Origin of the sequence: Mesobacillus jeotgali, from assembly GCF_031759225.1 — a bacterium.
GTDB classification, from domain to species: Bacteria; Bacillota; Bacilli; order Bacillales; family Cytobacillaceae; genus Mesobacillus; species Mesobacillus jeotgali_B.
In genome coordinates, this window is sequence record NZ_CP134494.1 from 4,281,595 (window position 1) to 4,297,132 (window position 15,538).

Genomic DNA, 15,538 nt, shown 5'->3' on the forward strand with positions numbered 1-15,538 from the left:
TCTAAAGTCCCAAATACATTTTCCTTTCGGTCCTCTTGAGTTGAATAGTCATAGGAATTCTAGTTTTACTTTAAGGTCTCCCAATTCCTCAATTAATTTCTTTGCCTTGCCATAAGGAATTTCCTCTGTAAGTACAAATGGTAAATTTTTCGATCCCTTAAGTAAGTCAGAAGTAGGAATATTTATTCCCAATATCCCTTTAATTTTAATTAAGTCTTTTAATGCTCCGTCTTGCGCATCTACTACAACTATTTTACAATTTTCTGACCAATCAACAATTGATGTTTCATGTATATCCATTCTCAAACCTTTATTAATCCATTGAATTAGATTAGTTGAAATTAATTCGGCATGATCAGGAGTCATGTCTCCAGAATCAACCATCAATATCTCTTCTTCATCACACAGAGACATCAGAAAAACTCTCCCACCACTATCATCACCGATAGAGATAAAACCAGGTGCATAATCCTGTGTTTCCCATGTTTCATTACGTTCTGGAATATCATCGGTACCGTAAATGATTATTCCCTCATTAGTAGCTACACCATTAGAAGCTTGTAATAGTGCTTTATATGAAATAGGAAGTATCGTATTCAACCTTTTTTCTACTTTTTCTATATCTATTTCAGTAGCTGAAGGGCTTAAAATTAATCCACTAACACTATTTAGATTCATTATTTTTTAAACCTCCAAACCTCTTGTGAAGACAAATACTTTAGTTAAATAAGGACTTTCAACAAAAAGGGCTGTAAATCCTTCTAAGTTAAAATGTTTTATTAAATTGCTTCATGGAAAAACAAAAGGACCAAACCGCTACGCAATTTTATCCACAAAAATAGTGTCATTTTCGATACAATTGACACCACTTTTTGTAATGTATATTTACTTTTTGTGATAGGTATCCTAACCCGTTTGCTTACAGTCTTTCTTTTGTTTTTAGGAGAAATAGGGCTGTTGATTTCTTTTACAGCCGCTGAGCTTTTCGTGGGGAGAATTATGAAGAATGCCAACTACAGGCTTTTTCAAAGCAAATACTTTCGGGGTTGGCGTCTGTAAGTCTCACCTGTCCATCTGATCCTGCAGAATTCTGCGCGCATACCACCCAATCAACAGGCTTATAAATTTACTATGTAACTATGACTAAATCTATTTTTAATTATGGGTTTTTCAACCTTGAATACGAGTTGGATTATTAACAATCTATTCCTTCGGAAGCTGAGGATAGTCCTGTAGACTGTGTCGAAAGAAAATCTTCAATTGGAATTTTATCACCAAGGAAAAATTTGTTTTTTATCGAAATAATTAACTTGGAGAATCAATAGCTTCTAGCAAAAGCTATTATTTACATTACAAGGAGGAAGATAGATGGTTAAGAAGATTGTTTTTTTGTTATTGCTAACCCTATTGGTAATAAGTGGACCCATGGGTTATGCAAGTGCTTCTATTACAAAAGAAGCTGGCAAATATGATGCTGCTGCCAAAATGGTTCACGGGAAAGTTTTACTTGGAGATACCATTCTCAAGAATACCTTGGTTACACTTCATTCAAAAGGTCTAGCAAACTGGATTCAGATTATGACTGATGGGACTGGAAGCTTTAATGAAAACTTGAAGGATGGTACTTACACTATTAAAGAAATTAAAACGAATAAATCCGCATGGATGAAAACAGAAAAAGATTTCATTGTCAAAGAAGGAAAAATCAAAGGTGCCAAAAACAGTGAGATTGTTCTTCCTGAGAAGAAGAACTCTATTAAAAAGTCTCCCTCTGAATTAGCCGACAAAAATATGGTAAGTATGTCTTTAAGTAATAATGGTGCTCCCTTGGATAATACCCTTGTTATGTATCAGGAAAAAGGAAAATCAAAGGTCCATCAAACCATTACAGATGTTGCAGGCTATATTAACCTAGACTTATCAGACGGTTCATATGTCATTAAAGGCTTCAAAGGTGAAAACAATGAGTGGCAAACCACAAACGAGTACTTTTCTGTAAAAGATGGCGAAATTGAAGACAGGAAAATTTTGCTGTCTGCGAAGAAAAATAGTAAAAAAGCTAACGCTCAATCCAATAACTTAAATGGGACGATAAAGGAAGGCAAGAAAGGAATAAAGGCTGATTTAATCTTTTTAAAAGAAACCTCTTATGATTTTGAAGCTTATACGGTTTCCTCCAAAGGAGATGGAAGCTTTTCCGCTTCTTTGCCTGATGGAAGCTATTATCTGAATGGTATCGAAATGAACGGCGGAATATATGTATATGACTTAAGGTTTATCGTGGAAGACAGCAAAATTCTTGTAGATGGAGAGCCTCGTGATCATTTATCTATTAACCTACCTATAGAAACATTAACAGGAAAAGTTCAAGATTCTAGCTCCCCATTGTCAGATGCTCACATTGTTTTAGAGAAGCAAGGAAATGAGTATGATGAGTTTATCCAGGAGGTCGTTACGAACAAGAAGGGTGAATTTTCTCTTAGAGCATTAAAGAATGGTTCTTATTTTCTGAGTGTCTATCATAGTACTTATTCCTCTTGGAAACATTTAGCGTTTGAAGTTGAAAACGGGCAAATCTTATTGGATGGCAAAAAGACTGAATCACTTAGTATAACTGTTCCAGATATTAATCTTAAAGGGATCGTGACGGATGGTAAGAAGTCTCTTTCAAATGGTGACGTGTATTTTGAAGGAGAAGGCCAGTGGTACAGTATGCCGGTGAACGAAAAAGGCGAGTTTCAATATCGATTGAACGATGGAAAGTATAAAATCAATGAAATCAATGAACAACTGCGAATTAGTTCAGTAGATGTTTCTTTTGAAATAAGAGGCGGACACCTGCTTCAAAATGATGAAGAAATCACAACTCTCACCATTGATTTACCACCTCTTACTTTGTTTGGAAAGTTAATGGATAACGGAAAAGCTTTACAAGGACGAGTTGATATTCATGGAGTTTCAGAAGATATAGACCATCTGTGGTTAACTACAACAACAGATGAGAAGGGAATTTATTCCTTACGTTTGGATGACGGGACCTATGAAGCGATTAGCGGTTACTTATTTGACGATCAAGAGGATGTCTGGTTTTCAGGCAGGTTTGAAATTATTAATGGTGAACTTTTTGTCGACGGGCAAGAGAAGGAGCTTTTAGAGCTGCAGGTACCTCCATACAGTTTAAAAGGACTTGTTACCGAAGGAAACAGCACCGTCACCAGCGGTTCATATACTGTATGTTCCGATGAGCAAAATTTTTGCAGTTCAAGGAGTCTTGAAGATGGTGGAACATTCACCATGCGTCTTGCAGATGGGGATTATAGACTGGATGATATTTACTTCGAGGATGGAACCCGATATGTTTCTAATCTTCCTTTTACCATCCTTGGTGGGAAAACATATGTAAACGAACAACTAATCGATACCCTAGAGGTTTCAGTTCCGCCTGTCACGTTAAAAGGGATTCTGTCTGATGCAGGGTCAAAAGTATCAGGTGACCTCTATATTAGAGACCTCAACAATGAAGATAATGTAATTTGGGGATACACAGGTGAAGAGGGTATCTTTAATTTCCGACTTCCTGATGGTGATTATAAAGTTACCGACATATATCTTCATGACGGGTCGGAACTCCACCCGGAACTCACATTCAGGATTGTCTCGGGTGAGTTATATGTTAATGATCAGAAGAAAGATTTATTAGAAATCACTCTTCCCCCGATTACATTAAAAGGAACACTCTCTGAGTCAGGGAATCCTATAGCGGGGAGCCTGTATATCGCTGAGCTAAACAATGCTGAAAACCCATTATTTTTATCCGTAAATACAAATGAACAAGGTGAATTTGAATCAAGATTGCCAGATGGGGATTATATGGTTTCTGATGTCTATATGCATGATAATACAAGCTATAGTCCAGGAACAGAATTCAGGATTGTATCCGGGCAATTACAGGTTAATGGTCAAGAGCAGGATTACCTTGATTTATCTGTACCCCCTGCTACACTGACAGGTACCCTTTTTGATTCTGGAAACCCAGTTGGAGGTACAGTTAATTTTTATAAAAAAGACGATTACGAGAGTTCCTATCCATCAATGGTTTGGGTAAGTGATGAAGGTACCTTTAAAGTACGCCTCCCTGATGGGGATTATAAAGTAAATACGGTCTTTTTGAACGATGGATCTTACTTTGATCCAGGAATTGATTTTAGTATTGTCTCAGGACAATTGCAAGTAAACGGTCAGCCGCAGAATAACCTTGAGATATCAGCTCCCCCTATTACATTAAAGGGAGTCCTTACTGATGCTGGCAAGCCTATCTACGGGGATATTTCTATCAGGGAACTGAATAATCCTGACCCTTTATATGTAGGTATCGGAACGAATGAAGACGGACAGTTCCAATCCCGCTTAAGAGATGGGGATTATATGGTTAGCGAAGTAAGCACATATGACGGTTCCATTTTCAGTCCAAGAATGGAATTCAGCATAGTATCAGGACAGCTATATTTAAACGGAGAACCTCATGACTTACTCGAAATTGCTGCTCCGCCTGTCACGTTGAAAGGAATCATTACGGATTTAGGAAGTCATGTTGGCGGCAGTGTTACCATCCTGGATATGAAAGACCCTGTGAATCCAAATTCTTTATGGGCTTGGACAAATGAAGACGGAGAGTTCCAATCCCGTTTACCTGACGGAACATATAAACTGAGTCAGGTGAGCCTTGATGATGGTACAATATTCCATCCCGAAATAGAATTCAGTATCATCTCGGGCCTGCTGCATGTTAACGGGGAACCGGAAGACATCCTAGAAATTCCAGCTCCCCCAGTTTCCTTATATGGAACACTGACTGATTCAGGAAATCCTGTCGAGGGATCAATCAATATAGAAAGTATCGATCTTGATAACTATTCATACTACTATATTTATACTGATGAAAACGGCAAATTTCAATCCCGCCTGCCTGATGGAGATTATAAGATTTATAGCGTTAACCTTTTTCAAGAGGGAACGTCTTACATGCCAGACATTACCTTCAGCATTATGTCTGGTGAGTTATATATTAACGGCAAGCTGCAGGCTCAACTTGATGTTTCTGTGCCACCTGTGACATTAAAAGGAACCCTTAAAGAACTGGATATTTTGATTTCAGGTCAACTCAGTGTACAGGAGATAAGCAATGTACATGAGCCTGTTTACTACTCTATTAATGTAAATGAGGAAGGCTATTTCCAACATCGTTTACCGGACGGAGTTTACAAAATATCTAATGTGTACCTAAATGACCAGACGATTTTTAATCCGGATATTGAATTCAGCATCATTTCTGGTCAACTATATGTAAATGGTGAACTTGCAACAAATCTCTCAATCTCAATACCTCCTGTTTCACTAAAAGGCAAGGTATTTAATGGCGAGAAAACTGTTTGGGATGGCAACGTTGCCATCAAACACATCAATGAAAATAGTAACATTGAGTATACTAGCTATATCATTTCTGGGTCCTATCAGTTCCGCCTTCCTGATGGTGATTACCAACTCTCTTACGTGCAAGATTATAGCAGCGGTATCTATTATTTAGACAAGAACTTTACTATTTCAGATGGGAAACTTCTTGTCGATGGTCAAGAAGTGGGCACATTAGACATAGACCTTCTTGAAGGATCACAATAAATTGTTTAGTTTAAGGGAATCTTCTGCGATTTCCTTTTTTGTTATTGTTTACTAATTCACTGTGATATCCTCCCGTATAACTGTCGAGTACTCCTCATATAATGAATGGACAAATTCCTGAAGGAGTTTTACACATGTACCGAAAAAGATTTTCCCCTCTTAAATTATACCTTGTGTTATTTATATTAGTTTCTTTTATAGTTGTATTGACCACTGTCCTCCTGAGGCCTGACTCCAACCAGGCACTCACTACAGTAAAAAAGTTTTACCGTTTCGAACAAACCGGAAACTTTTCCGACTCCTGGGATCTTTTCCATCCATTTATGAAACAGAAATTCACAAAAGCATCTTTTATACAAGATCGTGCTCACGTATTTTTTGGACATTTCGGTGCTGAGACTTTTAAATATGAAATTAGTGAACCAAAAGAGGTCAAGGGATGGAAAGCAGCGTCTGACGGAAAGCCTTTTAAAACAGCGTATAAATTTGATGTTGTCCAAATTTATTCAGGTAAGTACGGAAAATTCAGCTTCATTCAAGAAGTCTATGTGGTTAGATACAAAGACGAGTGGGTTATATTGTGGGACTATAATTCCTGAATATCTATCTTTTTTCTACATGATATGTCAATAACGGCTATTTATTTAATCTAATACTGTCGTTTCTTATCGAGAACAGTATATACCGCAATGTTCTTTATTTAGGTATAGTTAAAGAAACAATAACTATGGAGGAATATTTATGCCGCTATTGCACATGAAAGAGATTTATACACCTTTAAAGCTAATTGGAATTAAAGTATACAAATGCGGGAATGGAAGTACCTATATCAAATTTTTCAACAGACCCAGGACGAAAATTTTAAACTAACCAAAAAGTAGACATATGCCAACTTTTACATTTTTATATTAGTGATGATGCTTGTTGCCCTATGGTAACTGGCTTTTTGTTTTAATAGGATATCTCAGAGTGTACTACCTGTAGAACTTTCTTTTTAATAAACATATTTGTTTAAGAATAAAAAACACCTAACTTACTTCATTATGATTTAAGATCTTATTATGGTTAAACAGCATTCAGATGTAATAACAGACACAAAAAACTCCAATTTGGATAGAGTAAAAACTACTGGCTTAACGAAGGACATTAAAAAACCTGATTATCACTTTTTTAGTGTTAATCAGGTTTTTTAATTATTTTTCCTTTATCTCTAACAGCTTCAATCTCAACTCATTTTCCATTGAAGCCAAATCCATTTCAGCCTGTCGACGCTTCGATCTGCCTTCTTCCTGAATCCTTAAAGTTTCTTCCAAAGTCGTGATTAGGTTTTCCTGAGTCTTCTTCAATGTTTCGATATCGACAATACCGCGCTCGTTCTCTTTGGCCGTTTCTATTGTGTTTGTCTTAAGCATTTCAGCATTTTTCAGCAATAGTTCATTTGTCGTTTTGGAAACTTGTTTCTGCGCTTCAACTGCATGACGCTGCCTAATCAGTGTCAAGGCAATGGCCACCTGATTTTTCCAGAGTGGGATGGCCGTCACGATTGATGATTGAATCTTTTCCACTAACGCCTGATTCGTGTTCTGGATCAAGCGAATCTGCGGTGCACTCTGGATGGTGATTTCCCTGCTTAATTTCAGGTCATATAAACGCTTATCCAAGCGGTCAGCAAACTGGAGCATGTCGTTGACTTCCTGGAACTTCATCTGGTCCTGGGAAGCTTCTGCGGCCTTCTTAAGCTCTGGAATTGTTTTTTCATGGAGTTCCTCAAGCTTTAACTCTCCAGCAGCAATGTAGATATTGAGCGCATTGAAATACTCTTTGTTCGTTTCGTACAATTTCTCAAGCATTCCGATGTCTGATAACAGCACATTTTTGCTTCGGTCTAGTTTTACGCTGATCCGGTCGATTTGAGCCCCTGTCTTCTGGTACTTGGAGAGGATTTCCTGGACAGACCCCGAAAGCTTGCCAAACATGCGGGCAAAGAATGACGGCTTTTCGGTGCTTAGCTCATCAGGGTTCATATTGTTCAGGTGCTTCACCAAATCATTGATGATCTCCCCTACTTCTCCGACATCCTTTTTCTGGACATGTTCAAGCATCGCATGCGAAAAAGTCAGGAGCTTCCCTTGTGCCTGGGTACCATATTGAATCATTGCCTGGTGGTTTTTAGGGTCAATCTGTTCAGCCAATTGGTAGGCCCTTTGCCGATTTTCCTCAGGAATGACATCAATAAGCTTCACCGGTTTACTATCGTGTTGTTGTGGGCTGGGCTGCAACTGAAGTTCCGGTGTATCACCAAATGGGTTCTTCAATATATCATCCATGATATTACCGGTATTTTTTAAAAGGTCAGGATTTTTTTCAGTCATTATTTTAACCTCCTGGTTTCATCAGGAATTTCAGTTCTCTTCTTTATTGAATGCTTTGCCACGTCAATTTCAAAATTCAGATTGTCAATATCGTCAGCCAGCATATAACTCAAATCCTTCTCAACGATTTTGGTAAGGTCCTTTAAAGTGTCCTGGGTATCATATAAAGATCGCTCCAACTCGCGATTTTTTCCGGGCTGTGATGATAGGAAGGCATACTTTTCGCTTAGTTCCATAATTGAGTCAAGATGTGAAAAATAAAACTGCTCTGCTTTGAAGAATCTTCTTGGCTCGCGATTGCTTAGCTTCTGAATGTTTTTCACAAGCCGTAGAAGCTCCATTCTTTGTTTAAGCGAACGAATATGCCGGACAGAGAAGAGCGACTTCTGAATCCTGTTGATTTTCACATTCGCTTCTTTAAGATTTCTACTTATATATTTGTATTCCTTCATCGTAAGTCTGTTTTTTTCCAGAAAGCGCTTCTGCAGGTATGAACCCAGTCCAAAATACATTACACCCCCGCCAATTAACCCATATAGCGAGGACATCCAGAACGTCTGGTCAAAACCAGCAAAGGCTAGCAGCCAGATGAACGCCGAAAAAGGAATTGCCGCACCAGTTTGCATGAATCGTGAAAGGAATTTATTCATGTGTATCGACTCCTGTTTAAAATCTTCCTATTTATACGAATAGGAGGCACATAATGTTTCATTCGCTGTAAAAAAATGTTTTCTCCCTTATACAATACTGCAAAACAGGCTGTTTTTCTACAGACTCAGTTTGTACTGTGTTCTAAGTCTTGAGGCGGAGATAACTTCAAACTGGAAAAATTTTATATCCTTGAACGATGACATTTCGACAAAAGATGTGGACTAGCTTGTAGGATTACCTGGTAATTTGTAGAAACTTTTGTTGTTTCACTTTTTGAAAAAGGCGGTATATAGGGATTACAGAAACAAAAGTAAAAAAAATACATTTCAAAGGAGTGTTTTATATGAAAGTAAAAGCAGGAAGCTGGAGCATGTTGAGTCCCGAAGAAAAGTTATTACTGTTAACAGTTATTAGCAGACAAAATAAGAAAGGTCATAAAAATGATTAATTGTAATGAAATTGTCTGATCCCTGTTCTGAGCTATTGATTTAACCGGGATCAGACAAAAAACCTTACCCTCAATGGAGGATAAGGTTCCTTGATTAGATATTATGCTCTTCTGCGCTGGCGGAAAAGAATGAAGGTGCCACCAATTAATAGAAGCAGACCAGCAATCAAGTAATTATAGATATTCGTTGCTGTCTCTGGCAGTTTATTGCCTTCTTCAATTGTAACCGGAGCTCCTTTTGTTTCTTCTGTCGCTTCGAAGACACCAAATGTACTGAAGTGTGTAGTCGTTGCTGTTACAATTCCTGTCTTAGCATCGTACACGCTATCTTTTAGAACTTCCCATTTCTTGGTGGATTCGTTGTAGTAGTACATTTTAATATTTGCCGGATCAATTCCCTTTACAGCATCCCGGTCGACATTTAGGGCAATAGTGATCTTCTTGCCATTAAAGTCATGCAGTGTTTCAGTACCTGCAAGAATAGTAAAGTCGTATACCGAGCCAATAGCCCCTGGAGCTGACATTTTCTTCAAAGTAATAGAAACGTCTTTTCCATTAGCCAATTCCACCATCATTTCAAGCATAGCTGGCGGAATAATTAATTCAGCATCTGTCTTATTGATCTTCATTCCACTATTATTTTCGATTAAATTCTCAAGTGCAGCTGAAGCCAATGTTACTTCAAGCACTTCAGTGGTAGTTGCATCTTTTGGTTTGATTTCAACCACTTGTCCTTTTTCGATATCTTCTAAATTAATTCCCTCGATAACTACACTCATTGACTTCTTATCTCCAGAAACCTTTCCAACTGGTGTAATTACTCCCTTGGCTGATGTTACCACAGTTCCTGGTTTGGATGTGTTATTTCCTGGTTTGTTATCAGCATCGCCTGGCTTCGTTCCACCATCACCTGGTTTCGTTCCGCTATCTCCTGGCTTTGTTCCACCGTCACCTGGTTTAACTCCGCCATTTCCTGGGTCAGTATCACCATCATCTGGATCTGTGCCTCCCCCACCAGGAAGTTCAATTACCTTTTGCAATTCTTGAGTATCACGCACCCTGATTCGTTCGCCCTGTGCAAATGAACCTGAAAGACCCACTGCTTCAAGCGTTTCACCAATCATAAGCAGAGGAACAGGTCCGCTTTGGTTCACAATGTAACCATCAGTAAATACTAGTACATCACCTGAACCATCATTAATTACATAAGAGTTATCATCAAATTTGGAGACAACTTTACCTTTGACTTTAACAAGCAATCCCTGGTTAGCTTCTGATGTTGCTTCTCCAGTTGCCACTTGTTTTGGCGGTATAGGATCTCCCTCGCCAAACTTGATGACATCCTGATCGAATTTGGCAAACTCGATTTCCTTGTTTTTATCGAATGTGATGATATGTCCATAAATACGGACCTTATCACCCGGTTTGAGCGAGCCATCAGGTACTTCCTGGAATGCCATGATTCCGCCAGTTTCATCCTGGACGTAAAATGCGTCAAAGAATACTCCTGCACCTGTTGTGACTGTTCCTTCGATCACTGTGTGCGTATCTTCAGCAAGCTTTCTTGCATCGCCGATTCTTGTGATTGTAGTTTCACGATCCACGAGCCAGTTGACCGCATTCAGCGTAAACTCATCATTACCTTTTGGTTCATAGGATTCATCCATTTGCTTATCGTTGAAAATATTCATACCGGATACAATGATACGGCCCTTTTCGCCGATTTCTTCTGATGCAATCATTGGGATTGCTGAACCGCCAGTTTCATCTGATACAGTATCGTAGGTAAATCCACCTTTGATATTGCCTTGATAGGTTGTTTCATTACCTTTTGCAAGTATCGTCACTTTTCCGCTGTCAGTCAAAGCTGTATTGTCCGGACCGGATAAGCTTGTTCCGCTGTAATAGTCAATGAATGATACGCGGTCAGTAATATAATTTGGTACCAAACCTGGGAATAATCTGACTGCGAATGGGCTCTTTGCTGGATCACTCCAGAAGTTGCCATCTTCACTTACATCAAATACTCCATCATTCCCCATGCGGATTTCTGCTCCAATTTCAGCAAGCAGGTCATTGTTAATAGCAGGATTTGTGCTGTAGTTGCTCTTTCCTGCCATCATTAAGCTTCCGCCTTCTTTGACAAATTTGGCAACAGCAGTATTTTCCTCTGGAGTCAAATCGGTCTTAGGATGTGTCAGCACTAAAAGTTTCACATTTGATAATACTTCGTCTGTAATCGTCTTCGTATTTTCCTCAACTGTATATCCCTCTTTTTGAAGAAGGACAGTGAATGCCTTAAGGTTGTCTTTATACGAACCACCATCACTGCTTGTGTTTTCATTACCGTGCTTTGCATCGATCAGCACTTTAATGCCTAATGGTTCTTTGACCTGTACCTGCAGCTCAAATTTCGAATCACCCAGACCAAGACCTTCCAGTGAAGTAACAACTGCGATCAACTTATGGTTGCCTTTAACAGGGCTGCTCCATGTGAACTCCGCTGTTCCCACACCTTTTGACAAGATCGAAGAGAGTGTTTGTGCACCAATTTGGTTTGCTTCCTTCACTTCATCATAGTAAAGGTCAACCTTAAGATTCTTGATTTCTTGAGTTCCGTTGTTGCTGATATTCGCTTTTAACGTAGCTGGGTTGCCCTCAACAATGACATCACCTGCAACATCAATTCCGTTGACTTTAACATCAACAGCTTCTTCTTTAGACCAGATCGGAGCAGAATACATGCGCTCGCCATCAGCCTGGGTCACTCTTACAACAAACCATTGCTGGCCTCCAGTAACAGTGTAAGAAGGCTCCCATGTAAAATCTTTTTCCATCGGAGAAATCGAATCTACTACAGTGCCGCCATTTGAAATCAATTCAACTTTTTCAACTCTGTCGTCCGATTTATAGTCAGCGGATAAATAGCTATAATCAGCCATTGACTTGTCTTCCGCTACTGCATCATTTCCTGAAATGTTGAATTTCAGTGATTTACTATCGACAGTGGAACCCATGTAGAATCCGTTTGCCGTTACATCCAATGTAAAGTTAGGGTCTTCTACCATGTACACACGCATATTACGCATCGAGTGCAGCAGTGATTCCTGCGATAGACTGTCAGCAACGATCACTGTTCTCGCCCTTGTCTGACCCCATGTACCTTCATGATTGTCCTCACCATATGTCGGTGCTACATGCCATCCTAAGTCAAGGACCGAGAAGAATTTTTTCTCTGCATTAGCGTAGCCATAGTGTCCTGAACCATTTCCAACCTCAAGCATCGTGAAGAGCCTGTCAGCGTCTTTGTCGTATGGCTTGAAGTTGTTGAATGCATTTTTGGACATATCAGGGTGGTTAAACTGCCCGACAAGATCATCATATGTCATTACCCATGCATAATAATTATTCAAGTCCTGATACATCTTGCCATTAACATTACGGTCAATGAAGTTTTCTGTTCCGAAAACATTCGAGTGGCCCCATGTAGTTGACGTCATTTCGAACGCTGGGAATACAACGTATTCTCCTTTCTTCGTATATTGATCAGATAGATCCTTCGTTAACTGCCAGTCTGAACCGCCAGTCCGCTCGGCCAGTCCTTCACGCTCAACTGTATCCATTTGTCCAGGATCGATATCATGTGAGTGGTCGGAGAAAGCGAACCAGTCATATCCATACCTCTGGCCAGCCTTCAGTGCATCTAAAGGTTCCCCAGTTGCATCATGAGAAATCTTAGTATGGTTATGTGTTGTGCCACGGAAGTGTTCGCCACCAGTAAAACGAGTGACGACTTCAAATGTCCATTCAAATTCGCTTGCATTGCTTAAGCTATCTTCAGCAACTACTTTTACAGTGTGCTTTCCAAGGGACAGTCCCTCTGCAGGTGTGAATTTCACCTGACTTTTGCTGATGGATGCAGATTCTACCGCTTTTCCATCCAGCCAAACCTTCACTGTTGTTTCATCAACTTCGCTTGGATCTTCCATCAGTACCGAAATTTCCGGTTTTGGACTCTCTACTTTTGAGCCGCCAACTGGTGTTTCACCATATAGGCGAGGACCTTCTTTGTCCTCTGTCAAAGTAACCTGATGTGGTTGTTCACTTGATCCTGATGTTTGTGTTTTGCTGCCTTCAGCTGCTTCAATATAATATTCAAAGCCGTCCTGAGGAACATTTGCTGCTTCAAGCACAGCCGTATAACGCCCATCGCTTCCTTCTGCCATCGGTAAAGCAGTATAATCCACAGTGCTGTTTGCACGGTAGAAAACAGTGACTTTTTCTGCTCCGCTTGCCTTTGCGACAAATTCAACATCAGTATTTTTATAAACCTGAGTTAAAGGTGCGTGGTCAATGCTTAATTGTGCAGTTATATCCTTCACATTTCGCGGAAATACCTGATACCCGCTTACATGTGTAGCATTTGAGGTGTATTGTCCGACAATCCCGGTGACAGTGTAGCTCTTTTCAGCCGTGAATACTTCATCACCCTTGATTCCGGTAGCTTCCATGATCCTGACTGTCGTTGCTTTATTATTTTGATCGACTAAAGTTACATTCCAGTTTGATCCTTGAGATGCTACAGCTGAAACCTTCCCGGTAACTTTTACAAGGCTGCCTTCAAGAGGCTCAACGGTAGTGAATGTATTCAGATCCAGGATTGTAACATCCTTAGGTTGCGGCAGTTCATTGCCTTCACTTATTTTAGTGATAGCTGTTGCATCCAGTTCAGACAAACCTTTATATTGAATCAGTTTACCTGTTACTTTCAGCTTATCGCCGCTTTTAATTGTCAATCCAGTATCAAGATAACCGAATATATTGATCCCGGCTGTCTCGTCCTGAATATAAAAATTGTTTTTCTGGGTTCCCATTACTCCATTATCAACTGTGACAATCCCTTCAACCGTGAAAAATTGATTCAGATTTTTCAGGATTCCCTTATCATCCGTTTGTTTCACTTCACTTAAAGGTGTAGTTGTAGAAGTATCTGCCTTCGTGACTGATACCGACACACTTTCGAGCATGATGCCGTTGCTCGTTGTTGTTTGCTGTGTCACATATACAGCATCTGGAGCATCAGCAAAAGAAATCGCTGTGAAGCCGCCCGTGGCTAAAACTTCTACTGCTTCGGCATTCAATCTTTCCTGTGAATTAGCTGATGAATTTGGATATACGTTAATGAGTGACCGCGAGATTGCCGCCCCTGCATTCCCTATAAGCGTACCTTTGCCATCTCCATCAATGCTGTAGCTTAATTTATCTGCCACAACACTTTCACTTGCTGTCGCTACATCGACCTGGACCGCTTCACTTTCGTCTTTGCCGTCCTGAGTGGCCGTGATGAATACAGAATTCAATGTATTTTCAATCGTGAAACTGACTTCAAAAGAACCATCAGCAGCTGATGATGCAGATGTAAGCTCGTTTCCTTTGGAGCCAGTTTCATAGACTTTAATCATTGAGTTTGCAAATGATGCTTCTGCAAGACCGCTAATTGTGACTGAGGAATCTTGAAGTGTAAATAGAACCTTGCTGCCAACAGGCTGCAAGCTAGTATTTGACTCCATCGGCTGTTCAGCAGGACTTTCACTGTTTTTTGGAACAGGAGTTGCTGCTACGAAGTCTAGAGCATTATCATCCGAATCCCACGCATTACCTAAGCCTGCTGCTGGTTCAACGTTTGCATAAGGACGACGTTGAGCACTGGTTGAATTGGATAAAGTAGGAGTAGGGCCTGATCCTTCATATCCCTCAGTACCAGATCCAAAACCAACGAAATCTATTAAACCTTCAGGATTCTTTCCAGTTAACTCCTCAGTATGTTTTACTAGTGATACCTTTCCAGTCTTTGATCCCATATCAAAATTCGGATCATTTATATCATATTGTGGCAAAGGCTTATCTTTAACAGACGAACCCTCTTTACCTTGGATTAAATAATAACTGTAAGGTTTAATTACCCCTGCCAGGTTAATCTTTTGCCAACTTGTACCCGTACTGCTGGCCTTCTGGATCGACCAGCCTTCTAATGAGATTTCCTGATCTGTAGGATTATATAACTCTATGAAATCATTTGAAAATGTCGCTCCACTATTTCCGCCCCCGCCATAAATCTGACTGATGATAACATTCTCAGCAATGGAGGCGCTTACCTTTATTGCCGAGCTACTTGGTAAAAACGTACTAATAAGCAATAAAGCAGCCATGAACAAACTTGTCCATTTTCTGTAACTTCTTATTTTCCTGTTCATTAAAGTACCTTCCTTTCCCTCTTTTTCTATCTAATATGTAATCTTTTTAAATAAGCACTCCTTCCCTAAAATGCCGTAATTAATTCAATTTTATAATTAATTTAGGTCTAAAGATATATAATTATTTAAATTAAGTT

6 protein-coding genes are annotated in these 15,538 nt (G+C 39.5%); 2 read left to right on the forward strand and 4 right to left on the reverse strand.

Going from position 1 to position 15,538, the window contains the following annotated elements; all coding sequences use genetic code 11:
• Positions 1–48: 48 nt before the first annotated feature.
• Entirely contained in the window at positions 49–678 is a 630-nt protein-coding gene (locus RH061_RS21445; protein WP_311072790.1) for an SMI1/KNR4 family protein, read from the reverse strand.
• Between the two features lie 690 nt (positions 679–1,368).
• Between RH061_RS21445 and RH061_RS21450 the strand changes: the two genes are divergently transcribed.
• Both RH061_RS21450 and RH061_RS21455 read left to right on the forward strand, forming a co-directional pair.
• Positions 1,369–5,676 carry a carboxypeptidase regulatory-like domain-containing protein gene (locus RH061_RS21450; RefSeq protein WP_311072791.1) on the forward strand — a complete coding sequence of 1,436 codons (4,308 nt, stop codon included), beginning with the start codon at positions 1,369–1,371 and terminating at the stop codon, positions 5,674–5,676.
• A 134-nt stretch (positions 5,677–5,810) separates the two neighbouring features.
• Complete coding sequence (locus tag RH061_RS21455) at positions 5,811–6,275, forward strand: hypothetical protein (RefSeq protein ID WP_311072792.1); 465 nt, start codon at positions 5,811–5,813, stop codon at positions 6,273–6,275.
• A 594-nt stretch (positions 6,276–6,869) separates the two neighbouring features.
• Here RH061_RS21455 and RH061_RS21460 read toward each other — a convergent pair.
• From RH061_RS21460 to RH061_RS21470, 3 genes are all read right to left on the reverse strand, one after another.
• The gene (locus RH061_RS21460) at positions 6,870–8,048 is read right to left on the reverse strand and encodes a toxic anion resistance protein (protein WP_311072793.1); all 1,179 of its coding nucleotides are present in this window, start codon (positions 8,046–8,048) and stop codon (positions 6,870–6,872) included.
• Positions 8,048–8,698: a 5-bromo-4-chloroindolyl phosphate hydrolysis family protein gene (locus RH061_RS21465; protein WP_311072794.1), complete on the reverse strand. Its 651-nt coding sequence runs from the start codon at positions 8,696–8,698 to the stop codon at positions 8,048–8,050. The genes RH061_RS21460 and RH061_RS21465 overlap by 1 nt, the downstream gene beginning before the upstream one ends.
• A gap of 550 nt (positions 8,699–9,248) precedes the next feature.
• Positions 9,249–15,401: a DUF4350 domain-containing protein gene (locus RH061_RS21470; RefSeq protein WP_311072795.1), complete on the reverse strand. Its 6,153-nt coding sequence runs from the start codon at positions 15,399–15,401 to the stop codon at positions 9,249–9,251.
• Positions 15,402–15,538: the final 137 nt, after the last annotated feature.

What these genes read in the sequence shown, in the direction of transcription:
- RH061_RS21445 (WP_311072790.1), bottom strand. Translation starts at nt 678, where the DNA reads ATGAATCTAAATAGTGTTAGTGGATTAATTTTAAGCCCTTCAGCTACT.
- RH061_RS21450 (WP_311072791.1), top strand. Translation starts at nt 1,369, where the DNA reads ATGGTTAAGAAGATTGTTTTTTTGTTATTGCTAACCCTATTGGTAATA.
- RH061_RS21455 (WP_311072792.1), top strand. Translation starts at nt 5,811, where the DNA reads ATGTACCGAAAAAGATTTTCCCCTCTTAAATTATACCTTGTGTTATTT.
- RH061_RS21460 (WP_311072793.1), bottom strand. Translation starts at nt 8,048, where the DNA reads ATGACTGAAAAAAATCCTGACCTTTTAAAAAATACCGGTAATATCATG.
- RH061_RS21465 (WP_311072794.1), bottom strand. Translation starts at nt 8,698, where the DNA reads ATGAATAAATTCCTTTCACGATTCATGCAAACTGGTGCGGCAATTCCT.
- RH061_RS21470 (WP_311072795.1), bottom strand. Translation starts at nt 15,401, where the DNA reads ATGAACAGGAAAATAAGAAGTTACAGAAAATGGACAAGTTTGTTCATG.